Annotated in this window: 21 protein-coding genes and 1 tRNA gene; 2 read left to right on the top strand and 20 right to left on the bottom strand. The window is 28.4% G+C overall.

The window, feature by feature from the left end; all coding sequences use genetic code 11:
- Positions 1-43: 43 nt before the first annotated feature.
- The 8 genes from cax to QP548_RS04085 form a co-directional block, all read right to left on the bottom strand.
- Entirely contained in the window at positions 44-1,090 is a 1,047-nt protein-coding gene (gene cax, locus QP548_RS04120) for a calcium/proton exchanger (protein ID WP_061428342.1), read from the bottom strand.
- A 435-nt stretch (positions 1,091-1,525) separates the two neighbouring features.
- Positions 1,526-2,812, bottom strand: a complete 1,287-nt coding sequence (locus QP548_RS04115) for an alkaline phosphatase family protein (protein WP_061428344.1) — start codon at positions 2,810-2,812, stop codon at positions 1,526-1,528.
- Between the two features lie 68 nt (positions 2,813-2,880).
- Positions 2,881-3,216, bottom strand: coding sequence for a hypothetical protein (locus QP548_RS04110; protein ID WP_061428346.1), 336 nt, complete (start codon positions 3,214-3,216; stop codon positions 2,881-2,883).
- A gap of 139 nt (positions 3,217-3,355) precedes the next feature.
- Positions 3,356-3,769, bottom strand: a complete 414-nt coding sequence (locus tag QP548_RS04105; protein ID WP_061428348.1) for a hypothetical protein — start codon at positions 3,767-3,769, stop codon at positions 3,356-3,358.
- A 200-nt stretch (positions 3,770-3,969) separates the two neighbouring features.
- Positions 3,970-4,881 (bottom strand): DUF368 domain-containing protein, encoded by a 912-nt coding sequence (locus QP548_RS04100; protein WP_061428350.1) that lies wholly within the window; start codon positions 4,879-4,881, stop codon positions 3,970-3,972.
- A 33-nt stretch (positions 4,882-4,914) separates the two neighbouring features.
- Complete coding sequence (locus QP548_RS04095) at positions 4,915-5,706, bottom strand: M15 family metallopeptidase (RefSeq protein ID WP_061428352.1); 792 nt, start codon at positions 5,704-5,706, stop codon at positions 4,915-4,917.
- A 269-nt stretch (positions 5,707-5,975) separates the two neighbouring features.
- On the bottom strand, positions 5,976-6,302 hold the full coding sequence (locus QP548_RS04090; protein WP_061428354.1) for a hypothetical protein: 327 nt from the start codon (positions 6,300-6,302) through the stop codon (positions 5,976-5,978).
- A 204-nt stretch (positions 6,303-6,506) separates the two neighbouring features.
- Positions 6,507-6,593 (bottom strand) — tRNA-Leu (locus tag QP548_RS04085).
- Positions 6,594-6,788: 195 nt separating this feature from the next.
- Between QP548_RS04085 and QP548_RS04080 the strand changes: the two genes are divergently transcribed.
- Positions 6,789-7,730, top strand: coding sequence for a DUF6414 family protein (locus QP548_RS04080; protein ID WP_075808021.1), 942 nt, complete (start codon positions 6,789-6,791; stop codon positions 7,728-7,730).
- A gap of 37 nt (positions 7,731-7,767) precedes the next feature.
- Here the strand turns inward: QP548_RS04080 and QP548_RS04075 are convergent, their stop codons facing one another.
- On the bottom strand, positions 7,768-8,637 hold the full coding sequence (locus tag QP548_RS04075; RefSeq protein ID WP_003466212.1) for a methionyl aminopeptidase: 870 nt from the start codon (positions 8,635-8,637) through the stop codon (positions 7,768-7,770).
- 347 nt (positions 8,638-8,984) lie between these two features.
- A complete protein-coding gene (locus QP548_RS04070; RefSeq protein ID WP_003460916.1) occupies positions 8,985-9,581 on the bottom strand; it encodes a zinc dependent phospholipase C family protein in 597 nt (198 codons plus the stop codon).
- Between the two features lie 101 nt (positions 9,582-9,682).
- Between QP548_RS04070 and QP548_RS04065 the strand changes: the two genes are divergently transcribed.
- On the top strand, positions 9,683-10,606 hold the full coding sequence (locus QP548_RS04065; protein WP_061428358.1) for a hypothetical protein: 924 nt from the start codon (positions 9,683-9,685) through the stop codon (positions 10,604-10,606).
- Positions 10,607-10,750: 144 nt separating this feature from the next.
- Here the strand turns inward: QP548_RS04065 and QP548_RS04060 are convergent, their stop codons facing one another.
- The 10 genes from QP548_RS04060 to tig form a co-directional block, all read right to left on the bottom strand.
- The gene (locus tag QP548_RS04060) at positions 10,751-11,320 is read right to left on the bottom strand and encodes a hypothetical protein (protein ID WP_061428360.1); all 570 of its coding nucleotides are present in this window, start codon (positions 11,318-11,320) and stop codon (positions 10,751-10,753) included.
- An 84-nt stretch (positions 11,321-11,404) separates the two neighbouring features.
- A complete protein-coding gene (locus QP548_RS04055; RefSeq protein WP_075808022.1) occupies positions 11,405-11,656 on the bottom strand; it encodes a hypothetical protein in 252 nt (83 codons plus the stop codon).
- 21 nt (positions 11,657-11,677) lie between these two features.
- A complete protein-coding gene (locus QP548_RS04050; RefSeq protein ID WP_061428362.1) occupies positions 11,678-11,899 on the bottom strand; it encodes a hypothetical protein in 222 nt (73 codons plus the stop codon).
- Positions 11,900-11,932: 33 nt separating this feature from the next.
- On the bottom strand, positions 11,933-12,415 hold the full coding sequence (locus QP548_RS04045; RefSeq protein WP_061428364.1) for a hypothetical protein: 483 nt from the start codon (positions 12,413-12,415) through the stop codon (positions 11,933-11,935).
- Between the two features lie 217 nt (positions 12,416-12,632).
- The gene (yihA, locus tag QP548_RS04040) at positions 12,633-13,226 is read right to left on the bottom strand and encodes a ribosome biogenesis GTP-binding protein YihA/YsxC (RefSeq protein ID WP_061428367.1); all 594 of its coding nucleotides are present in this window, start codon (positions 13,224-13,226) and stop codon (positions 12,633-12,635) included.
- On the bottom strand, positions 13,226-15,556 hold the full coding sequence (gene lon, locus QP548_RS04035) for an endopeptidase La (RefSeq protein ID WP_061428369.1): 2,331 nt from the start codon (positions 15,554-15,556) through the stop codon (positions 13,226-13,228). The genes yihA and lon overlap by 1 nt, the downstream gene beginning before the upstream one ends.
- 121 nt (positions 15,557-15,677) lie before the next feature.
- Positions 15,678-17,390 (bottom strand): ATP-dependent protease LonB, encoded by a 1,713-nt coding sequence (lonB, locus tag QP548_RS04030; protein WP_284904925.1) that lies wholly within the window; start codon positions 17,388-17,390, stop codon positions 15,678-15,680.
- 111 nt (positions 17,391-17,501) lie between these two features.
- Positions 17,502-18,809 carry an ATP-dependent Clp protease ATP-binding subunit ClpX gene (gene clpX, locus QP548_RS04025; protein WP_003448621.1) on the bottom strand — a complete coding sequence of 436 codons (1,308 nt, stop codon included), beginning with the start codon at positions 18,807-18,809 and terminating at the stop codon, positions 17,502-17,504.
- 39 nt (positions 18,810-18,848) lie between these two features.
- A complete protein-coding gene (clpP, locus tag QP548_RS04020) occupies positions 18,849-19,433 on the bottom strand; it encodes an ATP-dependent Clp endopeptidase proteolytic subunit ClpP (RefSeq protein ID WP_003448628.1) in 585 nt (194 codons plus the stop codon).
- A gap of 190 nt (positions 19,434-19,623) precedes the next feature.
- Entirely contained in the window at positions 19,624-20,910 is a 1,287-nt protein-coding gene (gene tig / locus QP548_RS04015) for a trigger factor (RefSeq protein WP_003460760.1), read from the bottom strand.
- Positions 20,911-20,992: the final 82 nt, after the last annotated feature.

The following is a 20,992-nucleotide window of genomic DNA, read 5'->3' as shown; positions in this document are numbered from 1 at the left end:
TACTTTTTAAAATTTACCTGTTTTATTTAATTAATCTTTTAATTTAAACGATCATAAACATAGCTGCTATTATTATATAAACAGCTAAAAGTTGAACTCCTTCAAGCCAATTTGATTCTCCATCATTAACGATTCTATTAGCTATAAGTACAGAAACTATTAAAGCTACTAATTCAAAGGCATTAAATATTATACTCATAGGCTTAAATATAAGACTTAAAAATATTAATACTGGAGCCACAAATAAAATAACTTGCAGACTTGATCCTATAGCTATTTCCACTGAAACATCCATTTTATTTTTCATTGCCATTATTATTGCAGTGCTGTGTTCTGCAGCATTACCTATTATAGGAATTAATATTATACCTACAAAAAGCTTACTTAACCCAAGAGTCTCTGTCATTGGTTCTACTGCCCCAACTAAAAATTCACTCTCTATGGCAATTATTACTGTAGCTACAACAAGCACTGTTGTGGCCTTTTTCAATGACCATTTAGCTTCTCCCTCTTCTTCATCTTGTTCCACTGCATATATATCCTTATGAGTGAAAAATGAGAATATTAAACTTAATATGTATATAGCAAACATTACTACAGCAACTATTACACTTAAACTTTCATATTTTGTATTTAAAAATTCTGGTTTTATTGTATGCATAAATATAGCAGGAATTGTTAATCCAATAACAGCAAATAATAACATACTTGAACTAGTTTCCATTACTTTTTTATTGAAACTTTGTGTTTTATATTTTAATCCTCCTGCTAGCATACTAGCACCTAACACTAATAATATGTTTCCTATTACAGAACCTGCAATAGAAGCTTTAACCACATCAAACAAACCATCTTTTAATGCAAAAAATGAAATTATAAGTTCTGTAGCATTCCCAAAGGTAGCATTTAAAAAACCACCTAATTTTGGCCCAGTATAAAATGATATTTCCTCTGTTGCCTCTCCCATAAGACCTGCTAAAGGAACTATTGCCAAAGCAGATAATATAAACATAAGAGTTGGAGAAAAATGCATAAATTCACCTATAATACTTATAGGAATAAATATTAAAAGCCATTTTAGTATTTTCATCTTTAGTCCTCCATATATAAAATAAATTTTACTAAAGATAATTATATCACTTTTATTAATTATTTTAACAATTTATTCTTAATTTACCTATTTAGAATATTAACATCAATCTATATTTTAAACTAATTTTTATTTTATTAATATAGTAAAAAATACATCTTAGCTATATCTATAAAAAGCTAACTATTATCTTTTTTTTTAAGCTTAAATTATATATTTAGTATGCTCAAAATCAACTTTTATTATAGAACTTTTTTCTAAAGTTATTCTTAAAAGCAAAAAAAACGCTATTTTAAGCGTTCTTTTAATTAATTACATATCTACATTATGAAATAATTTTTGGCAATATTTTTTCTACTATTTTAAAATATCATAATTTTGCGACAATTTCAACAATTTTATTTAATTAATTATTTTATTCAAATTTCTGGAAAGTTATTGCAATTCCAATATCCTTTCCTCAACTATTCCATCTGCATCTTGAAAAGTAAAACCTAATATTTTTCCTAAGGTTGGTCCATGATTTATAAGTTTACCTTCATCTAAAACAACACCTGATTTTATTCCTCTTCCAAAAGCTAAAAAAAATGTTCCATAATCTTTTTTTCTAGGTGAATATCCATGAACAGCTTTGTAAGTATGTTTGTTTCTTATATCTTTAGTTTCCTCAATAACTTTTCCTTCATATTCATTTGAAAAATAATATCCTCTAGTAGCTTCTACCATAAAATCACATTGATCATTAGCTCCAGCTTTTATGGCCTCTTCCTTATTTAATATGTATTCTAAAGCTCCTTCTTCCTTAAGCTTTTCCAAGATCTCTAAACATTTCTTCTCATCTTCTTTATTTTTATTATCTAAATAAATATAACATGAGCCTCCACATTCCCTAGCTATTGCTTTAAAACTTTTAAGCTTTCCATCCTTTAATTCTATTAATCCTTCTTCCCTAAAGGCACTATTAAGCCTTATTACCTTATGAGTGTCTATTGCACTATGATCTCCTAGTAAAATCAATGTTGTATTTTCATATATTCCTGCCTCTTTTAAACACTCTATTATTTCTCCTACTCTAATGTCATGTCTTTTTAAAGCTTCTAAAGCTTCTAAACTTTCATATCCATAATCATGTCTATGAGAATCCACATCTATTAGATGGACCATAGTTAAATTAGGCTTGTATTTTTTTATTGTCTCCTTAGCACATGCTGTAACAAAATTATCTAAATAAGGTTCTTTTGTACCTTTTCTAAGAGAACCAAACTTTTTATTCATACTAAATTGATAAATTTTACTTCCAGCTAAAGCAGACATAATTATTTGATTATGCCAAGGTTTTGTCTCAAATATTTCTGGCATATTATAATCTATATTCATTTTTCCTGTAACTGGCCAAACTACTGAAGCCGTTGTAAGACCATTTTTCTTAGCTAGTCCAAAGAGAGTTTCTCCCTTTATTTTATTTCCGTACCAGTTCCAATTGGGATTTTCATCCTTAAAATTTAATACTATATTATTTGTTATTCCATGATTAACTGGATATTTCCCAGTAATAATGGATACATGAGCTGGATATGTCAAAGAAGGATATATTGTTTCTACATTCTGTATAAGAGCCCCTTTTTTCATTAGTTTAGATATATTAGGTAATCCCTTCATTATTTCAATATCTTTTGAAGATACTGCATCTAAAGAAATTACCACCATGTATTTATTATTCATTCTAATTATCATCTCCTGTTCCTATTAAATTATTTTAATTCTTTTATCCTCTATGTCAATGATAATTTTTATATTTTTAATAACTCTTTAAGTTCTTTATAAAGAGAAGTATCTATATCACCTTGTAATTTACTTAAAATCTTTTTTCCTTCATCGACTCTTCCATTTCTCACCTTTTCTAAAAAAGTACTTACCCTCCATGATACTTTCATTTTCTTACTTAAAAACATTAATAGACTTAATAAAAAAGTAGGCAATAAAACTCTAGGCTCTATTAATGCAATTACAACTACAATCCAAGCTATATTTGAAACTATTTTATAAGGTTTACAAATTTTACTTATATCATCACTATATTTTAAATCATAAACTCTATTTTTTCTCTCAAAAACTTTACTTCCCATATATTCTCCCCCTATTAATCACTTAACAATTTAATTATAACCCTATTATACATATTTTTCCATATAATTAAATAAAAAAAGGCTTATACCAAAATAATTTTTATTCTTATATTTTGATACAGCCGATTCTATTTTTTTATTATCCTATTATATCTTTTGCCATTTCCTCTAATTTTTCTTCTCCATCTTTTTCTGAGAAGTTATAGAAACAATTAGCTACTTGTATTTTTTTAGCTCTTGATATATTTAAATCTGTACTTATTTTTTCTAAGTAATCAACTTCTTCTATATCACAATCCTCATCAACAAGTCCTATTCTAACAAGTTCAAAATAAACAATATTTTTAACCTTTTCTGATGAATTTTTTATAATTTCTACTGATTCTTCATATGAAAGATTTCCTAATTCCTCTTCTTCTAAACCTAATTCCTTCAGATATATACGAATTAAATCTTCTTCTTCTTTTTTGATATTCTCATCAGCTAAAGCAAATTCAGTTACTAAATTTATAAATGCTAATCCTTGTTCTTTATTTAACTCTTTTAAAAACATTGCTTATCCCTCCGTATAAATAATTTTTAGCTTATTATTAATAATACTATAAAAAATTTACTATAACAAAGGCTTTAAGGTTAATTTTTAATTAAGAAATGACTACAATCCTCTATTTCTCTTATTATATTCTAAAAATCTACAATATTAAAGAAAAAGCTGTCATTACTTCTACGTAATGACAGCTACTATATATTTTCTTATATATTAGAAACTTTTTCTTTCTTCTCAAGGTATACTTTTAACTGTTGCAATCCTAAAATTAAAGCTCCTCCTATAATAAAGAATAGGAAATTAAAGCTACTTAAATTCATAGCAGCCTTTGGAATCTCTAATGTAGTTGGTCCCATAAAAACTGCATATATAGATCCAATCATTAATCCTATTATAAAATAAATCATTTGAGATCTATAATTTGAAAGCAAGAATTTTATTAATCTTATTGTAGTTATTATTCCTACAACTACTCCTAGTCCAAAAACCATAAGCATAGGTAAATAACTAAAATTAAATGTTAAAACTTCTTTCACTCCATTTACAACAGGTGCATAAAGACCAAATATTAAAAGTAATGTTGATCCTGATATCCCTGGTAAAACCATTGCTGATATAGCAATCATTCCCGCAAAGAAAACATATAGTGCAAGTGGTAATGAAAATTCATTTAATACTAGACTTGTTCCTTTTGCACTTCCTGTAGCTGGGTTAAAATATGTTATTGCAGCAACAATAGCTATTCCTAAAATAGCATATATTATGTATCCATAGTTTTTCTTTAATGACTCTTTGTCTTCGCTAATTATTATTGGTATAGAAAATATTATAAATCCAGTAAATAAAGAACTGATTTTATATATTTCTTTATCAAATATGGATGCTATAAATAATATTGATAAAACCATACCAGTTATCCAACCTATTCCTAATTTTAATAGGAATATTATAGCATCTTTTTTGCTTACATCAGTTTTTTTTGCAGATGTTAAAGCATTTAATGAGCTTATAAACTTATTATAAAATCCCATTATAAACGCTATAGTACCACCAGAAACCCCTGGAACACTATCTGCTAAAGCCATTAAAAACCCTCTTATAAAGTTAATCACATACATAGCCTATCTCCTTTAAAATCTTATATTTATATATTATTTTGTTATATCCAATTCATCATATAATTCCTCTAATGTAAGGTTATTATCATAACAATATTTGCTTACTTCTAAATCTCCAATATATCTATAATGCCAAGGTTCATAACTATATCCTGTTATATCTTCCTTTCCTTTTAAATACCTTAAAACAAAACCATATTTATGAGAGTTTTCTAAAAGCCACTGTCCTTCTTTTGTATCCTCAAAAGATTCTTCTAATTGGAACCCTATAGACCTAGTAGTAAAGTCTACAGCTAATCCTAATTGATGCTCACTTGTTCCCGGTAAAGCCACAAGATTACTTGAATCACTCTTCTCTTTTTCTAAAGCCCTACCATATAAATATTCCTGCTCTTCATAAGACCTATAAGCACAAGATAGATATAAATCTAACCCAGCTTTTTTTGCATCACTAAAAAGATTTTCTAAATCTTTCTTTAATACATTGCTAACTCTATTTCTAGGTTCATTTTCTAAACCTACAAAATTAACCTTTGGAATAATTAATTCTTCTGGCTTATAACTTTTATCTATTGAGTTTTCCTTATTTACAACTTTAAACAATCCATCCTTATCATTTAAAATTATTTCTTTAATACGAAGCTGCTCTTCACTAAGCTCTTCTTTATTTGACTCTTTATTTTCATTATCTATCTCTTCATTAGAACTTACATTACTCACCTCTAAAGCTTTCAATTTGTAAGACTCATAGCTTCTTCCTATAAAAAAACTAGTTATTGTTAATGTAATAATAACTCCTGTTAATATGTAACCTTTAAGTTTCACTTAAACATACCTCCAATTATTTATTAAACAGACTAATCCTTTAAATTATTACCAAATTGACATTATATAAACGTAATATTTCAAAAATTCAAACTGTAAAATAATAAATTGAAGTTTTCTATTGGGAATTAATACAAAGTTTATTATATTATAAACTTTATTCCATATTCAATATTATAAATTAAAATCATATATTTTGATTAAAATTTAGCAAAGTTTAAAGTAATTTAAAAAAGTACTAAAAGATTTTAACTTTTAGTACTTTTAATTTATTTTACTACTTTTAATCTACTTCTTCTGTGTCTATCTGTTTTAAAGGTAAGATTAACTGTAAATAGTATTATAACTCCCGCATAACAAATTAAGTATAATCCTACTGAAATACTATTAATTAGAATCAAATAAATAGCTGTAATTATAACCCCTAAATTTCCAATCCACTTAAAGGTATTTCCCAGTATACAGCTTACATACTCTAAATCATCTTTTTCCTTATCAAAACCTGATAAAAGATGAGCCAGATTTTTATCCTTTACTTTTTTCCCTATAAATATGTTAAAAATACTTAGTAATAATAATAAAATAGCAATAAGCATATATCCTCCTAAGACCCTTTTATTATATAATACTATAATTTTACATATATATTCTCAGTTTCTACTTAACTTTATTAAATATTTTTTTAATTCTACCCTATGAAACTTCTAATTTGCATTAGAAGTTTTTCATAACAATACTTTACTAATAAAAATGTGTATTTATCTTATTAATAAAAAAACACCTGATAATATTCAGGTGTTTGGTGCCGAAGACGGGACTCGAACCCGTACGAGTATTAGCCCGGCGGATTTTGAGTCCGCTGCGTCTGCCAATTCCGCCACTTCGGCTTGAACATTTTTATTATATATTAACTGTTCATTTCTGTCAATACATATTCTTCCATATACACTCTTGTAAATTTTCACCCTAAAAAGACTTTTAAAAATTTTTAAGTTTATTGTATTTTTATATTTAATATTCATAGCAAAGGAATATTCATAATATAAATTATAATATGATCAAGTTAGTTTAGGAGAATAATAATGAATGACCTTTTAAATCTGTTTATATACATAGATGAATATTTAATAAAAAGTCTATCTTCTGTATATCTAAATGGATATATAGATATACGCACTTCTAAAAGAATTTGTGACAACACATTAGCTGGAAGAATTCACTTAGATGAAAATAATAAAACTTTCTGTAGTGATGGCAAAAGTCGAATATATAATAAGGGTTTTAAAACTAGTAACAGATCAAATGACTTTAATGAAACAAATTGTTATGGAAATGATAGAAGCATAGAAAATAGACTATTTGGAAGAACTGAAGAAGAAATAAAAAGAATTTATACCTCTTTTGAAATACACAATACTATGCTTAAGAGAATGACTACATCAAAAGTTATTAAGGATCTTGAGAATTCACCTTTAGTTGATTCTCATATTTCTGAAGGAGATTTTATAAGAACAAAGGGATGCATAACAGAAACTTCACTCTCTTCTTACTTAGATTCAATAATAAGCTTAATAGAATGCTTTCCCTTAGACATATTAGACTCCCTTTTAAAAGATAAAAACTTAGGAAATTTAAACTTTTCTATAATATTAAATTTACTAAAAACAATTAAAGATAAACTTTCTTTAAATTCAACTGAAGATATAATTATGAATTGTTCTGGCTATACTGCAATACTTAATACCAATTCAAAATACTTTTTAAATGGAGATTGTTATGTATTTGATAAGTGTAATTGTAATTGCAATGTTTTAGGAAAAGTTATTAAAGTTTGTACAAATAATAATGATTGTATAAATTTATTAAGAAAACTTACACAGGAAAATTATTATGTTGATTTATTAAAGTCAATTGAACCTTATTTAGATTTATTGAAAAATCTTAATATACCAATTCCTAAATGTCCAGAACCTAAAGTTAAATCACCAGCTGTACTAATAGCACCAATAAGTATGTATTTTTAAAGCCTTCTAAAATTAATTAGAAGGCTTTAAATTTTTATTATTTAGCTATTATTTCAATTCCATCCTCTGTAACTAGTATTGTGTGCTCCCATTGAGCTGAAAGTGATCCATCCATAGTTAAGGCAGTCCAATCATTTTCTGCATCTACAAAGACATCGTATTTTCCTTCATTTATCATAGGCTCTATTGTAAATATCATACCTGGTACTAATACCATACCCTCTCCAGCATCTCCATAATGATATACAAATGGATCCTCATGGAATTTTAATCCTACTCCATGACCTCCAAAATCTCTTACAACTGAATATCCATTCTTTTCTGCATGCTCTTGAATTGCTGCCCCTATATCTCCTAAGAATCCCCAAGGTTTAACTGCTTCAATACCTTTTTCTAAGCATTCTTTAGCTACTTTAACTAATCTTTTTGCATTTTCACTAGCTTCCCCAATAATAAACATTCTTGAGGCATCTGAATAATATCCATTATATATAGTAGATACATCAACGTTTATTATATCTCCTTCTTTAAGGATTATATTTTCATCAGGAATTCCATGACAAACCTCATCATTTATAGAAGTACAAACACTTTTAGGGAATCCACCATAGTTAAGTGGTGCTGGAATAGCTCCTCTACTTACAGTATAATCGTGTACTATTTTATTTATATCTTCAGTGCTCATACCTGCTTTTATTTTCTCTGCGACTAAATCTAAAACAGCATTATTTATTTCTGCACTTTTTCTTATACCTTCTATTTGTTCTTCATTTTTTATTATATCTCTAGTAGGAACTTCAAATCCTTCTCTAGCTAAATTTTCTATTCTCTCATCAAATTCCATATGACATTTTTTATATTTCTTACCACTGTTACACCAGCATAAATCATTTCTATTTATTCTCATTTTCCTGTCTCCTTATAAAAACTTTAAATACACCTTAAAGTATATATCTATACTTTTAAGTATATACTAAGTTATACTTTTTTCAAGTTTACACCTTATTAATAAGATTATAAAAAAAGATATAGGATTTATGTACTCTATACTATCCCATATCTATAATTCTAAAAACAATATAAGTTTTACTTACTTTTATCTATAAAAAGAGCTATATTTTCTCTTATTATACTCATTATAATTCATTAAATTATATATAACTCCCTTTATATTAATCCTCTTTGCAAATATTATCATATTAAGTTCCTCCCATTTATCCTTTTTATAATAATATGTAATATTTGCTTCAATTATTAAAAAGCAATGTGTTTTTCTTTTGAAAGATTTATTTTATCATTTTCTTCTATGGATTCTAAAACATATCTAACAACTGAATTATTTAAATACATTGCAAAAAATAGATCATTTCTATGTCCATATACATCTCTATATTTCTTTAAAGCATTTTTAAAAAAGACATCATAATCTGAGTTTCCTAGTATTTTATAACTATCTTTTATTATTATATCTTTACTAAAAACCTTATGTAACTTTTTCTCATATAACACATGCTTTAAGGTTACACTCTCCTTAAAACCCCATTCTTCATCATGAGGCAAAGAAAAAAAGTCACATAGAAAATGACATATTACTCCTAACTCTATGCTAAATTTTTCTTTTCCTAAATGATTTATTATTTCATCACTACTTAACCTACTTAGCTCTTTTACCTTTTCATCAATAATCTCCTCAAACTGTTTTCTGCCATGTTTTTTTAACCTATATTTAGGTGAAATATCTGGAAGAACATTTCCTTTTAAAAAACTTTTTTTATCAATTAAATTTCTTCCTCTTCCTTCAATAGTATTAAATGTATTTTCTCCTATTTCAAGATGAGTTTTATAAAGCATATTAATCACCACCCTTAGTATATTTTGTTCAAAGCGCAAAAAAAAATTACAATAATAATAAAAAATAGATTATATGCATATAATCTATTTGAGGTGATTTTATGACTTTAAAAAACAAAAATAATTTAATAAAACCTCTTAGTTTTATTACTATTATTTTAATTTCTTTTACTTTAATATTTACCTTTAAAGATAATTCTACTAAATCTGTTATTAATGAAAATACTATTAAAGAAACTATAAAGTCAGATTTAAATGGTGATGGGAAAGAAGATTGTTTATATATAGAATTAGGAAGTGAAAATAATTATCTAATAAATGCAGCTATTAATGAAAAAAGTTATGAGTTAACCCCAAACAAAACAATTAATTCTCTAGGTAACTTTTCTCCTAATAGACCTATAACTTTAAACTTATTAGATTTAGATAGAAATAATATTAAAGAGATAATTGTTCAATCTTCTGAAGAAAATAGCTCTATACAGCATTTGTTTAAGTGGACTGGAAATGGCTTTGAAGATATATTTTACTCTACAAATAACATATTAGGAATTGTAGATTCAAATAATGGGAAAACTCCTAAAATACTTTCTTTTTCCTTAGGTGATAGTAAAGAAAATATTCAAAAATATATGCTTTTAAATAAAAAATTTAAAAATATATCATATGATACTGTTGAACCTACTGGACTATATTCTATAATTTCTTTCATAGACATAATATCTCTAAATTATGAAATATCCGAACTTCCAAATATATTTGCAACTTATATTCCTAAAGAAGATCTATCTCAAATATGGAGATTAGAAAAAGAGTCTTATTATTATGACTTTCAAGATGCTTTCTTTATGGATATAGCTTGGAATAACACTGGAGAAGCCACTAATGGTTCTTGGACCTTAAACTTTAATAAAATCTCAAAAGAAAACCCTAATAATAAATCACAAGTTAAATTCATAATTCAATTAGAAAAGATTAATGATACATTTTTAATAAGTTCCATAAATTTAAATATTACTAAGTAATAAAAAGAGATTTATCAAAATAACTTATAAATAAAAATTATAAATAAAATTTGATCAAGTTTAGAAGTTAAGAATTTCTAATAATATATTTATAAATTTCATATACAAGTTTTGATAAATCTCTTTTAAATTAAGTATATAGATCTAATAAGTTATTTTTCCTTCCTTATACATCTTTAAAACCTTATCTAAAAATCTAGCTCTTTGAGGATCAACAAAATTTCTAAGTGACAGTATCATAGTAACTATTGGATCCATACTTGCATCGCCGCTAATATTATTTGATGTTCCTAAATTTCCGCCTCCTATATTTCCACCTATCATATTAGCAAGGGCTCCTAATCCGCCCATATTTCCCATAGGATTCATTCCTTGTGCTCCACCACCTAATAATCCCATAAGTGAACCTAAATCTCCCATAGGATTTCCTTCTCCCATCATAGCTGATAGTGGATTATTGTTATTCATATTTCCTTTATCTCTACCTTTATTCTTAGAAGAATTATTCTTTCCTCCATCATTATTATTTAAAATAGAATTTATAGAATTCATATCGAATCCATCATTACCCATAGAAGATAGAACTTCTGATACTTTGTTTACATCAACATTTCCAAGTCCTAACATATCTAACATTTGAGGATTTAATCCTCCCATAAAATTTCCTTGATTTGAATTTTCGCTAACTTTATTTTTACGTCTACGCTTTGACATCTCCTATCCTCCTTAATAAATTTATGTATATGTACTATATTTTTTATTTTTTTAGGAGGGTTAAAAAACCCTCCAAAAATTATTCTAACAACAATCATAGCCGCAGCTATTTGCGTTTACACCACCACATAGCCAGAATAATAAGAATAAGATATATGCTCTATCATTGCATAATAAGCCTGATTGACAAAGTATTAGCAATGTTGGTAATGTTGTACAAGCATTAAATCCTGAACAACCAGTGTTTCTACTATGACTGCAGCAACAATCATGTTTTTTACGTTTGCATTTGCATTCGCATTTACATCTGCATTTGCAGCATTTCTTTCTACTCATAAAAATTCACTCCTTTTTCTATTAGCAACATCTATTGTTGCATCCACAAGCATTAAATCCACCACATAGTAGTGATAATAAAATTAAGATATATGCCCTATCGTTACATAATAAACCTGAGCATTGTAAAACTAAAAGAGTTGGTAGTACTGTGCAAGCATCCATTCCTGTACATCCACCATGTCTACCATGTCTACCACAATGGTCATGACTATTACAGCAACATTTCTTTTTTCTACTCATTTCTTTTTGCTCCTTTTCTATTTTCTAAGAATTTTAGCATCCACAATTTCCTAAAAATCCGTTACAATTATTGTTTCCGCCATTATTTCCGAAGCCACCACATAAAGTTGCTAAAATAATTATCCATATTATAGCGTTACATCCAAATCCGCCATTTCCGCCTCCACAGCAGCATTCATCTTCACAGCAGCAACAGCAACTATTGCCACGTCCTCCGAATCCGCCATTTCCGCCGAATCCGCCACCACATAATAAGAATAACCAAATTAATGTCCATATTCCGCCACCGAAGCCAAAACCACAGTTATTTCCGAATCCTCCGCAGTTGTTTCCAAATCCACCAAAATTATTTCCAAATCCACCACAAGAGTTATTTCCAAATCCGTTAAAATTATTAACTCCTCCTATAGATTGTCCATAATTATCAAAAGAATTTCCGCATCCTGAAGTATTACAGCATCCTGAGTTACCACAATTGTCATTTGACATTCCTTCTAAGATTTCATTTAAGTCCATAAATGTTACCTCCATATATTTTCTTTATACTATATAGTATTCTCTTTACAAAGTTTTGACACATATTTATGGAATTTTTTCTACTTTTTGTAATAATTATTAATAACAAGGCATATACTTCAAAAAAAGAAGCTGCGAAGATAAAATCTTCACAGCTTCTTTAATACTATATTCTAGAAACATATAAAAAGTTAATTTTATATTTTAATTTATGAAATTAAACTTCTTCAACTAAATCATCAAAAAGATAATCTACAAGTTCATCTTTTCCTTTTTTATTTAATGAAGAGAAGAACTTAAGTTTATAATCCTTAGGTAATCCTAGAGTTTCTTTTATAAGCTTTTCGCTTTTTCCTATTTGGTTATTAGATATCTTATCACTCTTTGTTGCAATAACTACAACTTCATATCCATAGTGCTTTATCCATTCATACATTTGAACATCATCAGCAGTAGGCTTATGTCTACAATCTACTAATAAAACAACCTTCTTTAAAGGTCCTCTATTTAATAAATATCTTTCTATTGTAGCACCCCAAGATGCCTTCTCTTTTTTAGATACTTTTGCATATCCATAACCAGGTAAATCTACTAAATAAAAATCTTTATTTAATAAGAAGAAATTTATTAATCTAGTTTTTCCTGGAGTTTGACTTACCTTTGCTAAGCCTCTTCTATTAGTTAATGAATTAATTATAGAAGATTTACCAACATTTGATCTACCAACAAAAGCTATTTCTGGTAGGTTATCATCAGGATACTGTTCTCTCTTAACCGCTGATATTATAAATTCCGAACTTTTTATTTTCATTATTTTTCAACTCCAACCAATGCATTTTCTAATACATCATCAATTTTATCTGCAAGTATTATATTTAAACTATCCTTAACTATTTTAGGAAGTTTAATTACGTCTTTTTCATTTTCCTTAGGAACTATAACCGTATCAATTCCTACTCTTCTTGCTGCTAAGCATTTTTCTTTTAAACCACCAATAGCTAAAACTTTTCCAGTTAAAGTTATTTCTCCAGTCATAGCAACATTGTGTTTAACTTTTTTACCAGTTAATGCTGATACTAAGGCAGTAGTCATAGTAACCCCTGCAGAAGGACCATCCTTTGGTACTGCACCCTCTGGAGCATGTATATGAATATCTTTCTTAGAATAAAATTCATCCTTTATTCCTAATTCCTTCATATGAGCTCTCACATAAGAGTATGCAGCTCTTGCAGATTCCTTCATTACATCTCCAAGTTGTCCAGTAAGCTCTAATCTACCCTTACCATCCATAACCATTACTTCTACTGGTAAAGTATCTCCGCCATAAGCAGTCCAAGCCATTCCTGTAACTACTCCAACCTTATCTTCCTTATCAATTTCTTCATAGCTAAAGATTTTTGGACCTAAGTATTTTTCAACTAACTTAGTAGATATATTTAAATTTTTCTTATCTTTTTCTATTATATCCTTTATTCCTTTTCTTATAACATTAGCTATTTGTCTTTGAAGATTTCTTACTCCAGACTCTCTTGTATAACTATCTATAATAAGTTTTAAAGCAGAATCAGATATAGTTATTATTTTATTATCAACACCATGTTCTTTTAATACCTTTGGTACTAAATATTTCTTAGCTATTCTAAATTTTTCTTCATAAGTATATCCTGATACCTCTATTAATTCCATTCTATCTAAAAGAGGTCTTGGAATTCCATCTAAAGAGTTTGCTGTTGTTATAAACATAACCTCTGATAAATCAACATCCACCTCTAGATAATGGTCTCTAAAAGTTTTATTTTGTTCATTATCAAAAACCTCTAGTAAGGCATCAGCTGGATTTCCTTTGAAATCCATTCCTAACTTATCAATTTCATCTAGTAAAAATACTGGATTCATACTTTTAGCTTCCTTTAATCCAGTAACTATTCTTCCTGGAATTGCTCCAACGTAAGTTCTTCTATGTCCTCTTATATCAGCTTCATCTCTAACTCCACCTAAAGACATTCTTACAAACTTTCTATTTAATGAAGTTGCAACACTTTTAGCTATAGAAGTTTTACCTACCCCTGGAGGTCCAACTAGGCAAAGAATAGGGCCTCTTAATGAATTACTTATTTGCTTTACAGCTAAATATTCAAGAATTCTATCTTTTACGTCCTTTAATCCATAATGATCTTTATCTAATACTTTTCTAGCATCTTTTATATTTAAAGTATCCTCAGTAAATTCTCCCCAAGGCATGTCTAATAAATTTTCTAAGTAAGTTCTTGTAACTCCTCCATCTTGAGAATATGGAGATGATGCCTTAAGCTTTGAAATTTCATATTGAGCTTTTTCCTTAACCTGATTAGGTAATTTTTTCTCATTTATCACTTTCTCAAACTCAATTATAGCTTTCTTATTATCATCATCTTCTCCAAGTTCCTCTTGGATTACCTTCATTTGCTCTCTTAAATAATATTCTCTTTGGCCTTTATCTAATTTCTTCTTAACCTTAGTTCCAATTCTTTTTTCTATTTTAGCTACTTCAATCTCTTGTTTCACGTAAAATATTAATTTTTCTATTCTTTTCTTTAAATCTAAAGTTTGAAGAATATCCTGCTTGTCCTCTTGTTTTATAAGAGCATAGGAAGAAATTAAATCTGTAACCTTATTTAAATCTTTTTCTTCTTCTAGATTGTCAAATAAATCAACACCATTTATTCCACTACTTGCTGTAATATCTAAAAACTCAAAAAAGTCATCCTTTAACTTTCTTGATAAAGCTTCAAATTCATGGTCAATTTCATTATCAATCTCTATTTTTTCTATTGATGCTTCAAGTAATTCCTCTTTATCAAAGAATTCATCCATCTTTGCTCTTTCAATACCTTCTACTAAAACTCTTATAGTGTTTTTTGGCATTTTTACAATTTGCTTTATTTCACAGATTGTACCTATATTAAAGATGTCATCTTCACTCGGATTGTCAATCTCTATATCTTTTTGAGCTGCTAAAAATATCTTTTGATCTCCTGCCATAGCCTTTTCAACAGCTTCTATTGACTTTTCCCTACCAACGTCAAAGTATATAACCATATTAGGAAATACAGTTAGACCTCTTAGAGGAATTAAAGGAAGAATTAATTTATCTTCTTTCATAAATATCCCCTCCAAAAAAATTAATAACTACATATTATATAAATATATAGTCTTTAACAAGTATACACATATTACAAGTTTTTTTCAAGCTTATTTAATTCCATAAAAGAAAACTAACACTTTAAGTGTTAGCTTTCTTTATAGATTCTGCATTTAAGGCACCAGCACCAAAAAATGCCCTATTATCTTTAAGTATTAAGCTCTCTTTTTCTATAAATTCTTCTTTATAAAGTGTAAGATCTAATACCTCTTCAATTCCCTTAACACCAACTATCTTTATTCCATCAATATCTCTAGTTATACTACTTAAATTTTCCTTTGGAACAATTACTAATTCTACTCCAGCTCTCTTTGCTGCTAATATCTTGGCATTTACTCCACCTATTGGTTTTACCTTTCCCTTTATTGATATCTCACCAGTCATGGCCACCCTATTATTTACAGGCATTCCTTTTATAGCACTATATATAGCTGTAGCTATACTTATTCCAGCAGATGGACCATCTACTGGTATCCCGCCTGGGAAATTAACGTGTATATCATATGACTTTGAATTTAAATTAAATATATTATCTAATACTGTTAATACATTCTGTACAGAACAATAGGCTGTACTTTTTCTCTTTATTTTTTTCTCTCCACCGCCTAGTTCCTCATCATCAACTATTCCAGTAATTTTTATACTACCTATATTATTACTTGATAGCTTTGCAGTAGCTTCTATTTCCATTAAAGCTCCATTATTAGCTCCATACACAGCTAATCCATTTACATATCCAATTTCAGGCTTATCATTTATCATTCTTTCCATTCTAGGATTGTATTGACCATTTTCAATAACCCAATAAATATCGCTCTCTTTTATGTAATCTCTATTTTCATTTATTGCAAGGCCAGAACATAATTGGACTAAGTTTATAACTTCTCTCCCATTAGTACAATATTTAGATACTATATCTAACCCCTCATCACTTATTCTATAACCAACCTTATTTGTGGCATTTAAAGCAATTTTTCTAATCTCTTCAACAGTTAGTCCCCTAAAAAATATTTCTACGCACCTTGACCTTATAGCTGGCACTATTTCCTCTGGACTTCTTGTAGTTGCACCAATTAATCTAAAGTCTGCTGGCAATCCATTGTCAAATATTTCTTTTATATATCTAGGAGTATTTGGATCTTCTGAACTATAATAAGCTGAGTCTAAAAAAACTTTTCTATCCTCTAAAACTTTAAGAAGTTTATTTAATTCAATAGGATGTAATTCTCCTATTTCATCTATAAAAAGCATTCCTCCATGAGCCTTTGTTACAGCTCCTGGTTTAGGTTGAGGTACTCCTGCAATTCCTAAGGAACCTGCCCCTTGATATATTGGATCATGAACAGATCCTATTAATGGATCTGCTATACCCCTCTCATCAAACCTTAAAGTTGTGGCATCTATTTCAACAAATTTAGAATCCTTATTAAAAGGAGATGCTGCCATTTTCTTGGCCTCTTCTAAAATTATTCTAGCAGCTGCAGTTTTTCCTACCCCAGGTGGTCCATATATTATTACATGTTGTGGATTTGGCCCACAAAGTGCTGCTTTAAGAGCTTTTATTCCCTTTTCCTGTCCTATTATTTCTTCTAAATTACTTGGTCTACTTTTTTCAGTTAAAGGTTCTGTCAGTTTTATCATTCTTAATTTATTTAATTTTTCCATTTCTTTTTCATTTTCTTTTTCTAAAACACTATTATCTTTCTTCTTACTAGCAAAGGACTTGCTCATATATATATAGAATAAAATTGACATAAGTAATTGTAGAAACATTATAAATGTATAAGTATTCATCTCTAATACCTCCCGTTCTATACGGTTAGTATTTACCTATTTTTGTGATGATATTCCAAAAACTCCATAAAAAAATAAAAAAGATGCATAAATAATATGCATCTTTTTCTATTAAGCAGTTTCTATATCTTTTCTAGCTTTATTTTTCTTCTCAGTTTTTAAAGTTGGTCTAACTTCTCCTTCTGGAAGCTTTTCAAGCTCTGGATCTTTTCTATCTTTTATTGTCTCTTCAGTTATAGTAGCTTTTACAATATTCTCTTCTGATGGTATATCAAACATTATATCCATCATAGTTTCTTCTACTATAGCTCTTAATCCTCTAGCACCAGTTTTTCTATTTATAGCTTCATCTGCAATAGCTTTTAAAGCTTCCTCTGTAAAATCTAGTTTTACATTATCAAGCTCAAATAACTTTTTGTATTGTTTTACTAGAGCATTCTTTGGCTTAGTTAAAATACTTACTAAAGCCTCGTTATCTAAAGCTTCTAAAGTTACTAAAACTGGTAATCTACCAACAAACTCTGGTATTAAACCGAATTTCAATAAATCTCCAGGCATTATATCCTTTAAAAGTTCTCCAACGTTCTTTTCGCTTTTTCCTTTAACCTCAGCGCCAAAACCTATAGAACTCTTAGTTCCTCTTTTTTCTATTATTTTATCTATTCCATCAAAAGCTCCACCACAAATAAATAAAATATTTGAAGTGTTAATTTGTATAAACTCTTGATGTGGATGCTTTCTTCCACCTTGTGGTGGAACTGAAGCTGTTGTTCCCTCTAATATTTTTAATAAAGCTTGTTGAACACCCTCTCCAGAAACATCTCTTGTAATAGATGGATTTTCTGATTTTCTAGCAATCTTATCTATCTCATCTATATATATTATACCTTTTTCAGCTCTTTCAACATCATAATCTGCATTTTGAATTAGTTTTAAAAGTATATTTTCAACATCTTCACCAACATATCCTGCCTCTGTTAATGTTGTAGCATCTGCTATAGCAAATGGAACATTTAACATTTTAGCAAGAGTTTGTGCAAGTAATGTCTTACCTGAACCTGTAGGTCCTAATAAAAGTATGTTACTTTTTTGTAGTTCAACATCATCTTCTGCCTTATTAGCATTTATTCTCTTGTAATGATTATAAACAGCTACTGCTAAAGATTTCTTAGCTCTATCTTGACCAACAACATATTGATCTAAATAGTCTTTGATTTCTTGTGGCTTTGGAAGATTGCTAGCTTCTAATGGTGATGATTCTGTATTTCCTTCAAATTCATCTTCTATTATTTCTGAACAAAGTTCTATACATTCATCACATATATATACACCAGGACCTGCGATTAATCTCTTAACCTGTTCCTGATTTTTACCACAAAAAGAACATCTTAATTGCTTTTTATCTTCAAATTTTCCCATCTTATCCACCTCAACTTTCAATAAGATTTAAGTTGTAGATTATTTTCTTTCTATAACTTTATCTATTAATCCGTATTCTACTGCTTCTGATGCTTCCATGAAATAATCTCTTTCAACATCTACTTTTATCTTTTCAAGAGGTTGATTTGTATTTTCACTTAAGATTTGGTTTAATTTATCTTTTATCTTTAATATTCTCTTAGCATGAATATCTATATCAGTTGCTTGCCCTTGGAAGCCGCCTAAAGGTTGGTGTATCATTATTTCAGCATTTGGTAATGCAAATCTCTTTCCTTTTGCTCCTGAAGATAATAAGAATGCTCCCATAGAAGCAGCCATACCTATACAGATTGTAGATACGTCAGGCTTTATATATTGCATAGTATCATAAATTGCCATTCCAGAAGTTATAGAACCTCCTGGGGAATTTATGTAAAGATGTATATCTTTATCTGGATCTTCACTTTCTAAGAATAATAATTGTGCAACAACAAGGTTAGCCGTTACATCATTAACCTCTCCACTTAACATTATTATTCTATCTTTTAATAATCTTGAGAATATATCGTAACTTCTTTCGCCTTTGCTTGTTTGTTCAACTACCATAGGTACTAAATTGCTCATTAAATTCCCTCCTTTTAAAAAAAACTATAATTATAATATTGCCATATATATCATAAAAACATACATTATCATAATTATTATATAAAAAAAATAGACATTTGTTAATTAGTCTTTTTCTAAACAAACTTTTAATTTTAAAATAATTGCCAAGAAATACTTCCTGGCAATTATCTGAAAGTTTATTTATTTATTATTTTAAAGATTCAAATAACATTTTTAAAGTTTTTTCTCTCTTAACATCTAACTCTAAAGCAGCTCTTTGAGCATTTAATAATAGATCAACCATTTTCTCAGTTTCTGCTCCGTTTGAGTACATTTTAGCAACTTCTTCTGCTTTTGCTTTTAATTCTTCTTCAGTAGCTTCTATAGCTTCTGCTTCAGTTACAGCACTCATAACTAAATCAGTTTTTACTTTTCTTTCAGCATTTTCTTTCATGTAAGATTTCATCTTATCTTCAGTACTTCCAGTGAACTCATAGTATTGCTCTAAGCTTAGTCCTTGTTGTCCTAATCTCATTTCTAAGTCTCTTACCATGTTTTCAACTTCTCTGTTTATCATAGCTTCTGGAATTTCTACTTTTGCGTTATCAACTACAGCGTTTATAACTTTTTCTTCCATTTCTCTTTTAGCTCTTAATTCGTTAGCTTTTACAGCTTTTTCTTTTAAGTCAGCTTTTAATTCTTCTAAAGTATCAAATTCTGAAACTTCTTTAGCAAACTCATCATCTAAAGCTGGTAATTCTTTAACTTTTATTTCTTTTACAGTTACTTCGAATTTAGCTGGTTTTCCGTTTAAGTCTTCTTTTCCATAAGCTTCTGGGAATGTTACGTTAACATCTTTGCTTTCTCCAACTTTTAATCCAACTAATTGCTCTTCAAAGTTATCTATGAAGCTTCCTGAACCTATTTCTAATGGATAATCTTTTCCTTCTCCACCTTCGAATGCTACGTCATCTATGAATCCTTTGAAGTCTATAACAGCTATGTTTCCATTTTCAACTGTTCCTTCTTCTTTAGTTTCAACTCTAGCATTTCTTGCTTGCATATCAGCTAATTGTTTTTCTATGTCTTCTTCTTTTACTTCGTAAGATACTTCTTCAACTTCTAATCCTTTGTAATCTCCTAAAGTAACTTCTGGGTAAGTAGTAACTTTAGCTTTGTAAACTAAGTCTTTTCCTTCTCCAACTTCTACTACTTCGATTTGTGGATAATCAACTGGTCTTACGTTGTTTTCTTCTAAAGCAACTCCATAAGTTTTATCTATACAAGCGTTTATTGCATCATCAAATAAAACTTCAACTCCGTAGAATTTTTTAACCATGTTCATTGGAACTTTTCCTTTTCTGAATCCTGGTATGTTAAACTTCTTTGAGTTTTTATTATAAGACTTTTTTAACGCCTCGTTAAAGTCCTTAGCATCAACTTTAATTTCTAATTCTACAACATTTGTGTCTATTTTGTTCATTTTAGCTTCCATTGTATATTCCTCCTGTAAATAGCCTTTTAAATTCATGTTTTATGAATTAACCTAGGCAATTATAACATATAATTTCTTTTTT

It is taken from the genome of Clostridium sp. UMB9555A (assembly GCF_030222355.1).
In the GTDB taxonomy this organism is placed as follows: Bacteria; Bacillota; Clostridia; order Clostridiales; family Clostridiaceae; genus Sarcina; species Sarcina perfringens.
Note: the sequence above shows the minus strand (reverse complement) of the source record. Positions and strands in the feature narration are given on the sequence as shown.